At 61.5% G+C, this 16916-nt stretch carries 12 protein-coding genes and 2 rRNA genes; 2 read left to right on the top strand and 12 right to left on the bottom strand.

The window, feature by feature from the left end; genetic code table 11:
- Positions 1 to 2 precede the first annotated feature (2 nt).
- The 9 genes from E6C55_RS11020 to E6C55_RS10980 all read right to left on the bottom strand — a co-directional run bounded on the left by E6C55_RS11020 (position 3) and on the right by E6C55_RS10980 (position 13317).
- Positions 3 to 1301, bottom strand: a complete 1299-nt coding sequence (locus tag E6C55_RS11020; RefSeq protein ID WP_136369849.1) for a ribulose-bisphosphate carboxylase large subunit family protein — start codon at positions 1299 to 1301, stop codon at positions 3 to 5.
- A complete protein-coding gene (locus tag E6C55_RS11015; RefSeq protein WP_136369848.1) occupies positions 1298 to 1981 on the bottom strand; it encodes an aspartate/glutamate racemase family protein in 684 nt (227 codons plus the stop codon). Before E6C55_RS11015 ends, E6C55_RS11020 begins: the two co-directional genes overlap by 4 nt.
- 16 nt (positions 1982 to 1997) lie before the next feature.
- The gene (locus E6C55_RS11010) at positions 1998 to 3722 is read right to left on the bottom strand and encodes a glycoside hydrolase family protein (protein WP_136369847.1); all 1725 of its coding nucleotides are present in this window, start codon (positions 3720 to 3722) and stop codon (positions 1998 to 2000) included.
- 15 nt (positions 3723 to 3737) lie between these two features.
- Positions 3738 to 5342: a response regulator transcription factor gene (locus E6C55_RS11005; protein ID WP_168735587.1), complete on the bottom strand. Its 1605-nt coding sequence runs from the start codon at positions 5340 to 5342 to the stop codon at positions 3738 to 3740.
- A gap of 74 nt (positions 5343 to 5416) precedes the next feature.
- The gene (locus tag E6C55_RS11000) at positions 5417 to 6235 is read right to left on the bottom strand and encodes a carbohydrate ABC transporter permease (RefSeq protein ID WP_136369845.1); all 819 of its coding nucleotides are present in this window, start codon (positions 6233 to 6235) and stop codon (positions 5417 to 5419) included.
- On the bottom strand, positions 6235 to 7104 hold the full coding sequence (locus tag E6C55_RS10995) for a carbohydrate ABC transporter permease (protein ID WP_136369844.1): 870 nt from the start codon (positions 7102 to 7104) through the stop codon (positions 6235 to 6237). Before E6C55_RS10995 ends, E6C55_RS11000 begins: the two co-directional genes overlap by 1 nt.
- A gap of 155 nt (positions 7105 to 7259) precedes the next feature.
- Complete coding sequence (locus E6C55_RS10990) at positions 7260 to 8609, bottom strand: ABC transporter substrate-binding protein (RefSeq protein ID WP_136369843.1); 1350 nt, start codon at positions 8607 to 8609, stop codon at positions 7260 to 7262.
- An 84-nt stretch (positions 8610 to 8693) separates the two neighbouring features.
- Complete coding sequence (locus tag E6C55_RS10985; protein ID WP_168735586.1) at positions 8694 to 10559, bottom strand: cache domain-containing sensor histidine kinase; 1866 nt, start codon at positions 10557 to 10559, stop codon at positions 8694 to 8696.
- A 112-nt stretch (positions 10560 to 10671) separates the two neighbouring features.
- Positions 10672 to 13317 carry a glycoside hydrolase family 78 protein gene (locus tag E6C55_RS10980; RefSeq protein ID WP_136369841.1) on the bottom strand — a complete coding sequence of 882 codons (2646 nt, stop codon included), beginning with the start codon at positions 13315 to 13317 and terminating at the stop codon, positions 10672 to 10674.
- 247 nt (positions 13318 to 13564) lie between these two features.
- Here E6C55_RS10980 and E6C55_RS10975 point away from each other — a divergent pair, with 247 nt between their 5' ends.
- A complete protein-coding gene (locus E6C55_RS10975) occupies positions 13565 to 14638 on the top strand; it encodes a LacI family DNA-binding transcriptional regulator (protein WP_136369840.1) in 1074 nt (357 codons plus the stop codon).
- A 1040-nt stretch (positions 14639 to 15678) separates the two neighbouring features.
- Positions 15679 to 16269, top strand: a complete 591-nt coding sequence (locus E6C55_RS34645; RefSeq protein ID WP_269145547.1) for an IS66 family transposase — start codon at positions 15679 to 15681, stop codon at positions 16267 to 16269.
- 95 nt (positions 16270 to 16364) lie between these two features.
- Here the strand turns inward: E6C55_RS34645 and E6C55_RS33770 are convergent, their stop codons facing one another.
- From E6C55_RS33770 to E6C55_RS10955, 3 genes are all read right to left on the bottom strand, one after another.
- On the bottom strand, positions 16365 to 16541 hold the full coding sequence (locus E6C55_RS33770; RefSeq protein ID WP_168735585.1) for a hypothetical protein: 177 nt from the start codon (positions 16539 to 16541) through the stop codon (positions 16365 to 16367).
- Between the two features lie 2 nt (positions 16542 to 16543).
- Positions 16544 to 16660 (bottom strand): 5S ribosomal RNA (gene rrf / locus E6C55_RS10960).
- Positions 16661 to 16817: 157 nt separating this feature from the next.
- Positions 16818 to 16916: ribosomal RNA gene (locus E6C55_RS10955) — 23S ribosomal RNA — on the bottom strand; the annotation flags it as partial.

The raw sequence follows: 16916 nt of genomic DNA, 5'->3' as shown, positions 1-16916 counted from the left end.
TCTCAGCCCTTCTTTCCGTATTTCTCGATCGCGCGGGCCAGCTCCGGATGGTCCTCGGCATATCGCTCCAGCGCGATGCCCGCCGCGGCCGCTTCCCAGCCTTGGCGCATGGAGGCGAAGCCGGCGGCAGGGCCGTCCGGATGGGCGAGCATGCCTCCCCCGGCGAGGTGCATCACGTCCACGCTGCGGATCGCCTCGTACGTAGCCGGGGCCGAGCCGGCCCACTGCGCGGACGAGACGACCGGCACCGTCTCGTAGCCGCCGAACAGCGGACGCGCGCAAGCTTGGATCGACCGCACGACCGATTCGTTGCTCTCGTAGAACTTGCTGTTCAGCCCGTTCACGTGGAGCTGGTCCGCCCCGGCCAGCCGGCACAGCTTCTGGAAGGCTGTAAACTCCATGCCGAGCCCCGGGCTGCGGGTGAGCATGCCCCATTGATTGCGGTGCGCATGGATCGGCACCTCGCTGTAGCCGTTCAGGTGGGCGAGCCCCGCGAAGCCGATGCTGAGCACGCTCGCCATGACGCAATTGCCGCCCGCCTCGACGACGACGTCGTGATGGCGGCTCATCTCGTCGATGTCCCCGGTGATGTTGAACGCATACATCGTCTTCTTGCCGGTGACGTCCGCCGCCCGCTCGATTGCCGTCATGACCGCGCGCACCTTCTGCTCAAGCGGCAGGTACGGCGGATTCGCGTTCAGCTCGTCGTCCTTGATGAAGTCGAGCCCGGCGACGGCCAGCTCGTAGACGAGATCGCCAAGCTCCTCGGCCGACAGGCCGACGCTCGGCTTGACGATCGAGCCGAGAATCGGCCGGCCGGACACGCCGGTCAGGCGGCGGGTTCCCGCGAGGCCGAACTTCGGCCCCGGATACCGACTCGCGAAGGCGTCCGGCAGCTCGATATCGAGCAACCGCAGGCCGGACAGCTCCTGCAGCTCGAACAGATTGCCCGCGATCGCGCTCATCAGATTCGGAATCGAAGGCCCGAAGTTGGCGATCGGGTACGACACCTTAATCTTGCCGCGCCGGTAACGCCCATCATGGCCCGGCGGAAGCTTCGCTCCGGGAAGCAGCGGAGCCGCCGCATCCTCGAGCGGAACGATCTCCTCGATCCGCGCCCCGTGGCGCTCCTTCAGCGAAGCCGTCTCCCCCGGCACCGCGGTGAAGGTGCCGGTCGACTGCTCGCCCGCGATCACCTCGGCGGCGCGAGCGAGCGGCCATGGCGTCTCGACGAGATACTCCGCGACGACGCGCCCCGCTCCCGAAGCGCCGGCCGACTTATCGCTCCGGGCGCCGCTCATCGCGCGGCCTCCCCTTCGCGGGAGAGCCGCTCCAGCACCTCGCGCACCTGCTCGACGCCAAGCCGCGGGCTCGACAGCACCGGCTTGCCCGTCGCTGCGGCCAGCTTGCTCTCCATGCGGGCCATCGAGCCCTGGGCGAGCACAATCGCGTCCGCCTCGCCGGCGACCCGCTCCGCCGTCTCGAGGATCAGGCGGTCGTGCTCCTCCGGACGGCCGCCGTTCAGCGCCTCGAACGCGCCGGCGGCGAGACCGTTCACCAACGTCACTGCCCGGCCCGCCGCCGCGGCCTCCTTCTCGATGAGCCGCATCGTCGGCTCAAGCGTCGAAGGCAGCGTCGCCAGCACCGCGATCCGCTCGTACGAAGCGGCCGCTCTCGCCGCCATCGCCTGGTCGATCTTGACGATCGGGATGCCGATCAGCTTCCCCGCATCGTCCGCGACTTCGCCGACGGACGAGCACGTGTTCAGAATGACGTCCGCCCCCAGCTCTTCGCCGTTGCGGTAGTACTGGACCAATCTTCTCGCAACGCCGGGCGGAATGCGTCCCGCCTTCACGACGTCGCCGATCAGGCTGTCGTCGATGATATTGACGAGCCGGACGTCCGGCAGCAGCTCCTGGAATACCTTCTTCAGCGGATCGGCCAAGCCTTGGCCGGTATATACGGCAACGACCGTCTTCATCGTCCGTTCTCCTCTCTTACCATACGAATTCGTTCTCGACGCGGCGAAGCTCGCCTTCGCGCATCGGGGCGACGTCATGGACGCGCCGGCCTGAATAGAACGGATGCTTCGTGCCGCGCGGCGAGATGCCGACGACGTCGTCGCCGCGCCATTCGGTCACGAACGTCTGGCCGATGGCCGTCTCCACCGTCGTCCGCTCGGACAGCGGGAACGTGATCGTGATCGTCTCGCCCGCGTACGCCTCGTTTAATTGCAGGAACACTTCCTTCGCCCAGCGGCTCGGCTCCGAGCCGCGCCCTTCCTCGCTCCTCCCGTCCCGCTCGCGGACGATCCGTACCTTGGCGAAGCCGGCCCACTCCGGAATCCGCACCTGCAGGGACGGCAGGTCCTTGTTCACCCGAAGCACAACCTTGCCCTCGTGGGGCAGATACGATTCCACGTCCAGCCAGACCGAGCCGCGGTTAAGCAGGAAGTTGACGCTTACCTTGCCGTCCTTCTCCGTAATCGTGTTGCTCCACCCCATGTAGAGCCCTCGCGTGCCCGACCCCAGGCAGCAGATCTGCAGGTCGTTCGTATGCCCGCGGCCATGGTTCACGTCGCAGCAGAAGTCGTTCGGCGCGGAATACCCGGCGAACGCCCCGCGCGTGCTGGCGGCCACGTTCGTGTAGCTGATGCTCCCGGCCACATTGCGCGAACGGTCGTCCGTCTCCTTCACCCAATCGAGCTCAAGCAACTGCGATTCGGTCAGATGGTTGCGGATGAAGCGCTCGACCGTGCCCCAATACTTCGTATAGCCGCTCTTCGCCAGCGTGATGCCGGTGGCGATCAGGTCGACAAGCGAGCATGTCTCGTGCTCGTAGGCTTGCTCCTTCATGTCGCCCGGCGTCCAGCCGAAGGCGGTGCACTGCGTCAGCGCCCAGGCGTAGCTCTTCTCCACGAACGCGATCAGCGAAGCGTCCCCGGTGAAGGCGCCGAATCTTGCAATCGCGTCAAGGGTGCCGAGCCGGGTATGGAAGTGCCCGCTGCGGTAGGCAAGCGCGTCGTTGAAGCTGCCGTCCTTGTTGAACACGCCGCTGCGCTCGACGATCATCGCCGTGAAGAACTGGCACAGCTCGAACGCGTCGCGGCTTCCCGTCAGCTCGTGGTACTTCAGCAGCGGCATGACAAGCCGCCCGCAGAACGCCGCCGGATCGGGAGCGAGCCGCAGCAGCATCGCGTTCGCGGAAGGCCAGCCGCCCTCCTTGTATTCGGAAGCCGGGTAGTACCACACCTCCCGCTCCTTGATCGCGATCTTCTTCAGCGCGGCGACGTGGCGGTCGGCGACCTCCTTCACCTTCGCGTCTCCCGTCGCCATGTACCAGGTCGTCAGCGACAGGATGACCGCCCGCTGGTCGATCAGGTTGGCGTTCGGCTCCCAGCCGAAGTTCGGGTTCTCTTGGCGGTAGCTCAGCCCGTCCTCCTTGAAGAAGGTCATCAGGTTGTCGCGGTAGCGCTGCTCCGTCTCCTCCCCGAACGTCTCGCCGGACATGTGACGGGCCAGAATCATCCCGTCGATCATACGCCCGTGCGAGGAGCCGAAGTCCCAGTCCCCGTGCGTCAGGTTGGCGGGGTCGTTCATCAGGTTCGCCGCGAAGAACGGGATGCCTCCGTATTCCGGATCGGCCATGCCGGCCATCGCGTTCAGCGCGTGCCCGGCTCGCTCCTCCAGCGTCAGCGTGTCGGGAATCAGTCGTCGTGTCATCGCAGGTTCTCTCCTTTAGGATGGGCTCGCGCACTCCGCCCGGCTCCGGAACTCCCCGATCGTCTTGCCCGTCTTCTTCTTGAAAATCTGGCTGAAGTACCGGTAGTCGTCATAGCCGACGAGTTGCGCGATTTCGTAGTTTTTGTAAGCGGGATTCTTCATCAGCTCGATCGCTTTATGAATGCGGCAATCGGTCAGGTAATCGACGAATGTGCGGCCCGTCGTCTTCTTGAACAGCCGGCTCAGGTAGTCCGGGTTGACGAATCGCGTCTCGGCGATCTGCTGCAGCGACAGCGCCTGATCGTAGTGCGCCTCCACCAGCTTCTGAATCTCCCGGACAAGCCGCTCTCCTTGCTTGCTCCCCGTCTGGCCGCCTTGGGACAGGATGGCGGGAATGATCTCCCGTTCGAAAAGCACGCTGACGGAGCCTCGGTCGTTGCGCTGGCGGATCATCTCGGAATAGGCGAGCGGGGAGCGGCCGCAGACGTTCTCAAGACTGCCGCCCGACTGCTGAAGCTGTCTCTCGATCGAGTGGACAAGCATTGCGGCGCTTCGCTGCATCCCCTCGACCGTCGTTCCCGCCGTCGCGATAGCCGCGAACAGTTGCCGGAAGGCTTCGCTTGCCGCTTCCGCTCCTCCGATCTGGAGCGCGAGGAGGAACGCCTTCTCCCCCTCCTGCGGATAAGGCAGCAGCGCGGAGGCTTCCGGCCCGTCCTCTCTCGCCAATAGAATCGCTGCGGTGTCGCCCAGCTTCCGGCCGCCGAGCGCTTCCCTCGCCGCTCGCCACGCCTCTTGCAGCTGCAGCGGGCGCAGGCTCGCCGAGACGGCCGCGCCCAGGCTGAGCGTCGCCCCGCAGGCTTCGCTCAGAATGGCGCGAAGCTCCGCCAGCAGACGCTCCGGCTCGCCGCCGTGCGAACGCTTCCGGCCGATGGCGCCGACCAGCTCGGCCCGGCCGTCAGGCCCCGGCGTCAGCGCGAACGTCCAGTCGCCGCCCAGATGGAAGGAGCGCGCCTGCTTCAATCGCCCGCGAGCCGCCTCCGCCGCCCGCTCCGCGTCGGGCCGGCTCTCGCGGAAGGCATCCTCTTGGGCGACGAACACGATGCATTCCCCTTCCGCCCATCCCGGAGGCGTCTTCGGCTCCTCGCCTTCCGCCGCTTCGCCGCTCGCACGCCGCGTCAGAGCGGCGCGCAGCCAGCTTCCTTCCCGGTCGCCGGCTTCGGAAGCGGACGCCCGCTGCGCCTCTCTTCGTTCCAGCTCGGCGATCGCCTTCTCCAGCACCGAGGCCAGCTCTTCCTTCTTCACCGGCTTCAGCAAATAATCGAACGCCCGGTGCCGGATCGCTTCCTTCGTGTATTCGAAGTCGGAGTAGCCGCTGACGACGATCGTCAGCAGCTCCGGCAGCTCCTCCTGAAGCTTCCCGAGAAGCTGCCTGCCGTCGAGTCCCGGCATTCTCATATCGAGGAACATCAGGTCGGGCTTCTCCTCGAGCGCCAGCTCGTAGGCATCCTGGCCGTCCGCCGCCTCTCCCGCCAGCTCCAGACCGAGCCGTTCCCATGGAATGAGCTGTATGAGTCCTCGCCGGATCCATTTCTCGTCGTCGACTACGAGAACTTTGCGCATGCCGCCGAGCCTCCCTCGCATCCGAATGAATGTGCCTCTTGCCTCCGAAGCCTTTTTTTGAACCGACCAATGTCTTAGCCCTTGACCGAGCCCGCCGTCAATCCGTCGATAATGTAACGCTGCAGCAGCAGGTAAACGAGCAGAATCGGGGCGATCACGATGACCATGAAGGCGAAGACGATGCCCCAGTTCGTGTTGTACAGCGAGACGAAGTTGAAGATCTGCAGGACAATCGTCCACTTGGTGCTGTCCGTCATGAGGTAGAACGGCCCGAAGAAGTCGTTCCAGACCGACACCATGACGACGATTGTGACCGTGACGAGCACGGTGACAAGCAGCGGCAGAATGATTCGCCAGTACAGCCGGAAGTAGCCGCAGCCCTCCAGCAGCGCCGCTTCGTCCAGCTCCCGCGGAATCTGCTTCATGAAGCCGACGAGCAGGAACACGGCGAACGGCAGCAGCACGGCCGTGTAATACATGATGAGGCTGAGGTAGGTGCCGCGGATGTGCAGGTCGCCCATCAGCCGGATCGTCGGCACGATCGACACGGGCACGATCAGCCCCATGATGAAGAGGAGATACGCCGATCTCATGAAGCGGTCGTCCCGCCTCTGGATCACGAACGCCGCCATCGAAGCGAACAGCGTCACGCACACGACGACGAGGCCCGAGATGAGGAAGCTGTTCTTGAAGCCTCTCACGATGTTGCCCTTGTCGAATACTTCCTTGTAATTGTCGAAGCTCCACTCCGAAGGCAGTCCCATCCCGAACAGCGCGGACTCCCGGATTCCCTTGAAGGAGTTGACGAGGATCATGTAGAACGGCACCAGAATGACGAGGGCGCCGAGGAAGACGATGAGACTCACGAGCGTTCTGCGGCCCGGATGCTCCATTACATCTCCACCTCCCGCTTCTTCAAGGCCAGCAGCACCGGAACGCCGACAACCGTCACGAGGACGAACAGCACCAGGTTGATCGCCGTCGAATACCCCATCATTCCCATGCTGAACGTGCTGCGAATATACGTATAGAACACTTCCGTCGTGTAGCCGGGCCCGCCGTCGGTGAGCATCATGACCATCTCGAACACCTTCATCGAGCCGATGACGGACAGGAGCACGTTAACGGTGAACGAGGCGGCGAGCAAGGGGAACACAATGTGGCGGAACCGGCGCCAATAGCTGGCACCGTCGATCGACGCGCTCTCGGTCAGATCCTTGGGAATGAACTGCAGGCCCGCCAGATAGACGACCATCGCGAAGCCGGCCACGCGCCAGATGTCGGTCATAATAATGGAGAACAAGGCCCACTTCGGATCGTTCAGCCAGTCCTGGCCCAGCGAGCCGAGGCCGATCCAGCCGAGCGCCTCGTTCACGATTCCGTGCTCGGGGTGGTAGATCGCGCGGAAAACATAGCCGATGACGATAGGGGCGATCACGTAAGGCATGAAGAAGATCGTGCGGTACAGGTTGCGCATCCGAATCGCCTCGTTCATCAGCAGCGCGAGCCCGAGGCCGACCGCGTTCTGGAGCAGCGTCACCGCGGCGGCGAAGATCAATGTATTGGACAAGGCCTTCCCGAGTCGCGGTTCCCCGAACAGCGCCTTGTAGTTGTCGAATCCGATGAAGCGAATCGAATCGGCATTGACGTTCCAATCGGTGAAGCTATAGTACACTCCGATCAAGGTCGGAGCGATGAAGAACAGAAGAAATACGGCTAACGCGGGGTACGAAAAATAAAGCGGGTACTTGCGTCTCTCCATGTGCTCCCCTCCTTGCCTCCTTGGCTCCTTGGCTTGCGGCGGCGGCGGCTTCGGAGAAGCGGCCCGCCCCGGACCCTTCCGGGGCGGACTCCCTTCTCCCTCCTTCCAGACCCGCCCGGCGTTGCGACCGTGACGGCTTTGACGGTTTTGACGGCTTAGAAGCCCGCGAGCACCTTCGCCTTGCCGTCCTTCTGGTAGTTGTCGCTGAATTCGTTGATCGCCTTGTCGATGTTGCCGTCGAGGAAGAAGTTCTGCAGCGTCTTGGAGAAGTCCACGAACGAAGGAGTCAGGCGGTTCTGGATGTTGACCTTGGCCTTGCCGTCGTCGATGTACTTCTTGACGTCCTCCTGTACCGGATACAGCTCGCTTGTCGCGCCCTTGAAGATCGGAATGCCCGGCTTGTTGGCGTAGAACAGGTCGACGTTCTCCGGCTCAAGCATAAACTTCACGAGCTCGATCGCTTCCTCCGCATGCTTCGCCTTGTCCGGCACCATCAATTGGTTGGGAGGCGTGATCATCGCGGTGCCCGTATCGGTCTCGGACGGGAACGGGAAGAAGCCGAGGCTGCTGCTGACGAAGTCCTTGCCGAACTTCTTCTCGAGCTGGGAGATGACTCCGTCGAGCATAAACGTCATCGCCACCTTGCCTTCGCCGAATTCGTTCTGCAGCTCGTCATACGTGCCCGACATGTAGTTGTCCTGGTACAGGCCGAGCTCCTTCAGCTCCTTCTGCTTCGCGAACAGGTCCTTCAGCTCCGGGATGTCGGACAGCTTCAGCTCGTTGGAGTTGAGCTTCGCCACGCCCTCGTCGCCGATCGCCGGATCGACCTGCGTGACCCATCCGGTGTAATAGAATACCTGCGGCGGCCACGCGTCCTTGACTCCCTCGTAGAACGGCGTGATGCCCGCCGCCTTGATCGTCTTGGCGATCTCGATCAGATCCGCGTAATTCGTCGGCGGGTTGACTCCGACCTTGGCGAAGACGTCCTTGTTGTAGAACACGCCCATCATACCCGTCGAGCCGTACGGAACGCCGTAGATCTTGTCATCCTGCACCTGGGACTCCTTGATGGAGTCGATGACGTTGTCCCATACGCCGGTCTCGTTCGACCATTCGTGCAGCGTCTCGTCCGCTCTCAGCTTCACGTACTGCTTCGTTCCCGGCTGCATAAGGAACAGGTCCGGGAAGTCCCCCGTGGAGAAGCGCGTCTTGATCAGGTTGTCGTAATCGGCTCCCGGCAGCGCCTGAAGCTCCACCTTGTTGCCGGTCTTCTGCTGGTAAGATTCGAAGATCTTCGTGAACGCCGTCGTGTCTTCCGTGTTGGAGATAACGAATGTCAGCGTGACCGGGTCCTTCGCCGGCTTGGAGGCGGACGCTCCGCTTGCCGACGGAGATTGGGAGGATACGCTGCCTCCGTTATTATTGCCATTGCTCCCGCAAGCGGCCAGCGCCGCCGCGCCGACGGCCAGGACCAGGATCGATGATACCGCTCTGAACTTCCTCATTCGAGCAACCCCTTTGTGTCGTAATCGCTTACAACTTTATTATAAGGAAGCGCTTTCCCCGCTCCCATTCACGAAAACGACCGTTTATGTGGAAGATTCCGACCTCGCGGAAGGCAGCTCGGCCTCCTCCTCGTCCGGCAGCAGCAGCGTGATCCGGGTGCCGGCTCCCTTCCGGCTGTCGATCCTCAGCGACATGCGCTCTCCGTAGCGGATCGCGTAGCGCGTATAGACGTTGCGCACGCCGATGCCGCCCTCCGCCGCCGAATCCGGCCATTGCTCCCGATGGAGCCGCCAGTTCAGCGTTGATCTAAGCTCGTTTAATCGGGTCTCGGAGATGCCGACCCCGTCGTCCGCGACGGACAGATGCACGCCGTCCGCTTCCCGGCTGGCGGCAATGCGGATCGTTCCCTTCCCCCGCTTGCGCTCGATCCCGTGGAAGACGGCATTCTCGACGAGCGGCTGCAGCGTCATCTTGAGCACCGGGAAGGCATAAAGCTCCTCCTCGATGCTCGTCTCGAAGGCGATTTTGTCGTCGAAGCGGACCCGCTGGATCTTCATATAGGCTTCGATCTGCTCCAGCTCCTCCTGCAGCGTGACGACCTCGTCGCGGTTCCTCGTGTTGTAGCGGAACATGTCCGCGAGCGCCTGCGCCATCTCGCCGATGTCGCCGACCTTGTAGTAGTCCGCCATGGCGCGGATGCTGTCGAGCGTGTTGTACAGGAAGTGAGGATTGATCTGCGAATAGAGCATCTTGAGCTCGACCTCCTGCAGCTTGATCTGGTTGACGTACTTCGTCTCGATCAGCGTCTGCAGCTCGTCCTGCATGGCGTTGAAGTTCATGGCGATGCGCCCGATCTCGTTGTTCGGCCCAACCGCCACCCTCTCGGAGAAGTCGCCGCGCTTCAGTCGGTTCACCGTCTTGTACAGGTTAAGGATAGGCTTCGTGATGCTTCTTCCGAAAATCACCGACAGCAGGAACGTAACTGCGAACGCGACCAGGGCGGTGTAAAGAACGGTCGTCTTGATGCGGTCAAGCGGTCCGAAGATCTCGCTTCGCGGCATCACAAGCACGATCTTCCAATTGGAATAGTCCGACTTCGTATACGAGACGAGGCTGTCCTCGCCGTCGCTGCGGTACCAGAACTTGCCCTTCGCCCCGTTCGCCCGCGCCACAAGCTCGGATTCGGGCGCGTTGTCGGGCATGTCTCCGGTGGCGAACACCGGCTTGTCGTTCGAATCGAGGACGACGATTGAGCTGCCGGCCGACAGGTCGTCGCTCTGTCCGATCGTGCGAAACAGCTCGTCGCTGTACTCGACGCGGACAACGATAAATCGCTCGGGGTTGGAGAAGTCCCGAATCAGGATGGACGAGGAATAGGCCGTGTTGTCCGCGTCCACGACGCCGTCGCCGTCGTTGCGGCCCATGAAGGTCACCCCGCCGTCGGCGGCTATCGTGCGCAGGAACCAGTCGGAGAGGCGGACCTTCGCTTCGGACCACGGCTTGATGTCGTCGGACGCGCCGAGCAATTCGCCGGTGCTGTAATAGATCTGGAACCGGTTGAAGCCCCGGATCGGAGTGGCGTTGAAGCTCTTCAGGTAGAGGTTCTCGAGATCCTGGCGGAAGAGGAACTTCTGCTCCGCGCTCATCTCGGCATAGGCGTTGATGCCGTCGATGTATTCTTGGTCGTAATAGGGGGCGAGCAGCAGGTTGCGCTTGCTGCGGAAGTCGTTGTCCACGTTGTTGCGGATCTGGTCGACGATCTGCGAGCCGGCCGATTCGATCCGCTCCGCCATCGTCTCGTAGGAGATGTAGAAGGAAGCCGTGCCGACGAGCGCGATACACAGCAGAATAACAATAAAATAACTGAAGAGCAGAGTCGTCCGGATCTGCGAGAACCAGGAACGAACCCTCCCGACTATCCATCGACCGGCGTTCGTTCCCATTGGCATGGCTCCCTCTCCGTACGAATCTGCTCTCGGTTGTCTTGTAACCGCAATCATTCCTTATCTCTTTATATCATTCTCAAGGATTAAGCTTCAAGAGGCAGGGCGGACAAGGCTGTTATTCCCAGTTTGACGAGAACCTGCTCTCGAACTCGTACGAGCCCGAGCCGAGCTCGAAGCTCGTCGTCCCCTCCTGCGCGGGCCGCCCATCGAGGACAATGCGGCTGCCCGGAACGTGCACGGTTGCGGCCGCGTTCGCCGGCACCGTGACGCGAAGCTTAAACGTGCCGTCCGCCTCCAGCGTCCAGGACGATTCGTACCGGCCATGGAGCGATTCGTAGGAGGCGTCCGCCGACGTGATCCGGCCGCCCGGGCGGGGCTGAACAATCGCCCGGCGGAAGCCGGGAGCCTGCGGATCGGCTTCGATGCCTCCCAGATAGCGGTACATCCATTCGCCGACCGAACCGAGGGAATAATGGTTGAACGAGTTCATCGACGGCGTCTGGAAGCCGCCATGCTCGGTCCAGCCGTCCCACCGTTCCCAGATCGTCGTCGCTCCGTGTTTAATCGAGTACATCCACGAAGGGAACTCCTCTTGCGTAAGCAGGCCGTACGCAACGTCCAGCCTTCCGTTGTCGGTCAACGCCGGAAGCAGGTAGCCCACGCCGAGGAAGCCGGTCGACAAGCGGCCGCCGCGGGACTCGATATCGGCCGCAAGATGGCCGACCGCCAGCTTCCGCAGCTCGTCGGTCAGCAGGCCGAATTGCAAGGCGAGCACGTACACCGTCTGCGTGCCGCCTTGGATGCGTCCGTCCTCCGAGACGAACTCCCGGCGGAAGGCGGCCGCGATGTCCTCGTGCAGCCGCGAATACGCCGCTTCATCTTCGCGCTTGCCGAGCGCCCCTGCGATGCGGCTCAGCAATTGGGCGCTGTAAGCGAAGTAGGCCGTCGCCAGCACCTCGTTCGGCGTGTCCGCTTCGATCGACAGCCAGTCGCCGTAGTTCGCGTAAGCGGGACGGATCAGCCCTTCGCTGTTCGTGCGCAGATATTCGACCCAGCGGACCATCGCTCCGTAATGGGTGTCCAGAATGCGCGTATCCCCGTACATCAGGTACAGCGTCCACGGAATCACGACCCCCGCGTCGCCCCAGCCGGCGTTGTCCGGCGCGAACCAGTTCAGCCTTGTGTTCCACATTTTGTGCCGAATCCAGCCTGCGTCCGGAGCCACATCGGTGAACGCGCCCGACGGCTGCTGGCAGTCGATCATGTCCAACATGAACTTCGCGAAGAACCGCGAGACGTCCATGTTGTACGACGCCGTCCGGGCAAAAATCTGCGCGTCCCCCGTCCAGCCCAGCCGCTCGTCCCGCTGCGGGCAATCGGTCGGCACCGACAGGAAGTTGCCCCTCTGCCCCCAAGAGATGTTCGAGATCAATTGGTTCACCATCGGGTCGGACGTCCGCAGGCTTCCCGTCGGCTTCGTGTCGGAATGAACAACCTTGCCGACAATCGTGTCCAGATCCGGTTCGCCCGGATACCCGATCAGCTCGACGTAGCGGTAGCCGTGGAACGTGAAGCGCGGCTCGTACCGCTCTTCTCCGTCCCCCTTCAGAATGTAATGATCCTGCTGAACGGCGACGCGCAGGTTGTCCAGGTACAGCGAGCCGTCCGGATTCAGCATCTCGGCATGGCTTGCCGTCACCTTGGCCCCCCTCGCTCCTCTCACCTTGATCTCCGTCCACCCGACCATATTTTGCCCCATGTCATAAATAAAAGTGCCTTGCTCCGTCCGGCGGATCGAGATCGGCTTCAGCGTCTGGGTGACGCGAACGGGCGGCTCCATCATCGCCGTCAGCAGGCCGTTGTAGCCCGCTCGCACGTCCGGCTGCTCCCAGCCCGAGTCGTCATAGCCCGGCAGGTCCCACCCGGTCAGCTCCAGCCGGGCATCGTACGTCTCTCCCTTGATCATGTCGGAGTAGACGATCGGCCCCTTGGCGATGCGCCAGCTCGCGTCGGTCGCGATGGACTCGCGCGTTCCGTCCTCGTATTCGATATTTAATTGGAGGAGGAAAAAAGGTCGTTCCCCATACACGTGATTGCCCAGAAATCCGACCGTTCCCGAATACCATCCGTCGCCGAGGATGCCTCCGATGGCGTTGGCCCCTTCCGTTAGCCACGGCGTGACGTCATAGGCCTGCGTCTGCACGCGCTTATCGTAATCGGTGAAGCCCGGCGCGAACCGCTCGCCGACCGTGCGGCCGTTGACGTGCAGCTCATAGAGACCGAGCGCCGTCGCGTAAGCCGTCGCCCGGCGAATGCCGCTGCGCGCCTCGAACTCCTTGCGCACATACGGAGACGGCTGGAGCTCCGCGTTCGGCTCCGCTCGGCGTCCGATCCAGGAACCCTTCCATTCCTGACGGGAGAGAAGCCCCATCGTCCAGAAGTACGTGTCGCTCCAAGCGGATATGATGCCGCCGTTGTTCCGGGAGCGAACCTTCCAGAAGTATTGTCCTTCCGATTGAAGCGGCTTGCCCTCGTACACAATGTGAGTTGTCCGGTCGGACTCGACCTCGCCGCTGTCCCACATGTCGCCCTCGTCCCGGTCGAGCGCTTCCGGCGTCGAGGCGACCAGAATCCGGTAGGCGGATTGCGCGGCATTGCGTTCGTCCGAGCGCAGCTTCCAGAAGAAACGCGGAGCTCTCTCGTCCAATCCCAGCGGGTTGGTCATGTATTCCGTTCGTCCGTCGATGACTTGCCATTCCATGCGGGTTCCCTCCAATGAATATCTCATCTGAACAACTTTCGTTTAGTTTTGTTTAGTTAATTCCAGTTCTCCATTTAGCTTCTCAGCTCAAAATCATCCTATCATCGCTCGTAAGAAGCGTCAATAGTTGTTTTGAAGCGGTTTCTTTTGCTTGGCAACTAAACTTAACTAAAATTCCGTGTGAACTCTTGCGGCAAACTATTTCATTTTGTAAACTAAACTTAACAATTGTTGAGGAGCAACCGTCATGAAGATGGAAGATATCGCGAGGTTGGCCGGCGTGTCCAAGTCGGCCGTATCTCTGGCCTTCAGCGGCAAGCCGGGCATCGGGGACGAGACGCGGGAGCGAATTCTGAGCATCGCCGCTCAAGCGGGCTACAAGCCGAGGACGAGAGCTCAAGCGCAGGATTCGGTTGCGGAGGCGGTTGCCGAACGTGCAGCGACGACATTGCTTTTTCTGGTTATCGCCAACTCCGGCATCGTGACTTCCCATTATGATCGACAGCCTTTTTTCCGCGAATTGATTCACTTCCTGGAGCAGGGCTCCCGGTCCGGCGGCTTCTCCCTGCTCATCTCGTCCATCGACATGGAGCGCTTCGAAGACAATCTCCGGACCATCGCGGAGGCTCATGCGGAGCGGCCGGTTATTCTGCTTGGGACGAATCTCGATAGACGGACGTTGTCCCGCATCGCGGAGCGGCTGCCCAGGCTTACCGTCCTGGACACTTGCTTCGAGACGCTGCCGATTCCGTTCGTGCATACGAACAACGTGCTCGGGGGGTACCAAGCCGGAACTTGGCTGCGCCGCTCCGGCCATACCTCCATCGGCTATGTAGCGTCCAACGTTCGCATTCCCAACTTCGACGCGCGCCGCCGAGGCTTGGACGAAGCCATGCGCGAAGGAGGAATAACGATCGCGAGCGGGCACGAGTTCTCCGTCGATCCGATGGTCCCCGCCGTGCAGGAATCGTTCCGCGCCCGGATCGAAGAGCTTCTGGCCGAAGGGACGCCGCTCCCTTCGGCTCTGTTCTGCGAGAGCGATTTTATCGCGATCTGCGCCATGAAGACGCTGGCAACGCTCGGAATCCGCGTCCCCGAACAAGTATCCGTCATCGGCTTCGACGACATCGCCGAAGCGGTGATCGTCTCCCCCGAGCTGACGACCGTCCGCGTGGACAAGGAGAAGCTGGTCCGTGCCGCCATCCGCCTCGCGACCTCGATGAACGATTCGCCACCGGGCACCGGCTTCAAAGTCGCCATCGATACCGCCCTCGTCGAGCGCCGCTCCAGCTTGGCAATCGCTCCGACTCGCCCCACTTGATCCGGGAGGTCCGCACCGATCCGAGCAACTCGTGCAGGATTTGCTCCGAACTCTCCCCCTCCCGCACTACTCGCCTCCCGCCGCGCCTTCCGCCCCCGGGTCCGAGGAAATTTTCGATTTTATATGATTTTTCACATTCGTTGGCGTGGATTCGAGGCAATCGCGGCGTTTTATGTGATTTTTCGCATAGATCCAGCACCTCGGCCCGGAATTTTCTCTATGTATGCTATTTTTCACATATAATCGCCCATACTGCCCGTTTTCGAACAATGCGAATGTGATTTTTCACATAAAATCGGCAGCCATCGGGTTGGGCAGCTTCGGCGAGCGCCACCTGCCGCGCTATCCGCCCGCCATCACACGATCCTCCTCCCGCCACGCCATTCGCCCGCCATCACACTATCCGTCTTCCTCCGCGCCTTCCGCCCCCGGGTCCGAGGAAATTTTCGATTTTATATGATTTTTCACATTCGTTGGCGTGGATTCGAGGCAATCGCGACGTTTTATGTGATTTTTCGTTACTACTCCCCCTATTGGAATGTTGGGATCAACTGGTACATTTCCCCTTCCAACAGCCGACAAAGTAGAAGGAAGTTATGACGGAACTTCGTCGCGAACCCCGATCACATCGTGGTGCACAAGCTGACGACATGCGCCGATTGCGGACATTCGCTGGCGGATGCGACGCATAAAGGGGTCGAACGACGTCAGGAAGTTGACATTCCCCTTCCTCGGACATGGACCACCGAGCACCGCGCGGAGACGGGCTGTTGCGCTCACTGCGGACGCAAGCAAGTCGCTGCTTTTCCACCGCCTATCAAAGCCCCTACGCAATACGGCCTTGGCTTCGCCGCGTGGACAGCCTATTTTCATGCGTATCACATGTTGCCGGTCAGCCGGATGGCGGATCTCTTTGAAGACCTGACGACGTATCGGCCGAGCGAAGCCACCTTGCTCTCCTTTCTGCAAACCTCCTATGAGGTGCTCGAACCGGTCGAGACCGCCATTGCGAAGAAGTTGCGCCGGCAAGAGGTGGTTTGGTGCATGCGGATGAGACCGGGTGCCGCGTGGACAGCAAACTCAACTGGGTTCACGTCTGCTCCGACCGTGGCTACACCTACCTTCGCGTGCACGGCAAGCGCGGCGAAGAGGCGTTTAAGGCGATTGGGTTCTTGCCGAAGTACGAAGGAACGGTCGTGCACGATTGCATGAAATCCTACTTCAAAGCGTTGCGTGCGGCCAGGCATGCCCTTTGCAATGCGCATCTGCTGCGGGAGTGTCTGGGCATTGTGAAGCATGGCGGCCACCGGTGGGCCGAGCGGATGGCGGAGTTGCTTCGTGAAGGCTGGAAGACCGCCCTCGCCGCTCGCGAGAAGGAGGAGAACGTCGAGCCGGAAGTCATCCAAGCCTTCAAAGACCGCTACGATGCCATCCTCCGAGAGGGAGAACAGGAATGGGCCTTGGAGGAGGAGAGCGCGCCGATCCCAACGAGAGGGAAGCGAAAGAAGGGCACGGCAGGGAGTCTGGGCGAACGCTTCACGCTTCACAAAGAGGCGATTCTCTCGTTTCTTTGGCGACTGGCGAGGGCAGCCAGCAAAGTGTTGCGGATTAGCAACATTTTTACGAAATAGCACCCTCCAACGTACAAAATGATGCGGATAGTCAACATTTTGGGCCGGATTCCCTCTTTTTTTGGAGAAATCGTTGGTAATGTTGACTTTTTGCATCATTTCGCCAGAATGGAGCTGTTTGGCGGGCAAAATGTTGTTGTATCGCAACATTCTGCCTCTTCGTGGTCCAGCACGCGCAGATCAGGCACAGGGGGCATCACGCGCAACATAACGCAAAAAGCACCCTCGCGGATGCTCTTCGGCTTCTTGCTATTCGAAACAGTCTTGCTCATCGGCTTGGCAACTTCCTACTCTCCCAGGACCCTGCGGTCCAAGTACCATCGGCGTTAGAGGACTTAACGGTCGTGTTCGAGATGGGTACGCGTGGAACCCCTCTGCCATCATCACCAAACCGCCGCGACGAAGTCGTCGGCACGCTAGGTTGCAGGCAGCATGACGAAGTCGTGCGGTGCAGCCGTAGCGATTTGTTCAAAGCTTGCGCCTTGATAACCGGATACGAAACGAGTTAGCGTGTATTCAGCATCTTCTTCCTGCCTTGCGTCTGCTCTTAGGATAAGCCCTCGACCGATTAGTACTCGTCAGCTCCACACGTTGCCGCGCTTCCACCCCGAGCCTATCTACCTGGTGTTCTTCCAGGGGTCTTACGT

The organism is Cohnella fermenti (assembly GCF_004801405.1).
GTDB classification, from domain to species: Bacteria; Bacillota; Bacilli; order Paenibacillales; family Paenibacillaceae; genus Cohnella; species Cohnella fermenti.
Note: the sequence above shows the minus strand (reverse complement) of the source record. Positions and strands in the feature narration are given on the sequence as shown.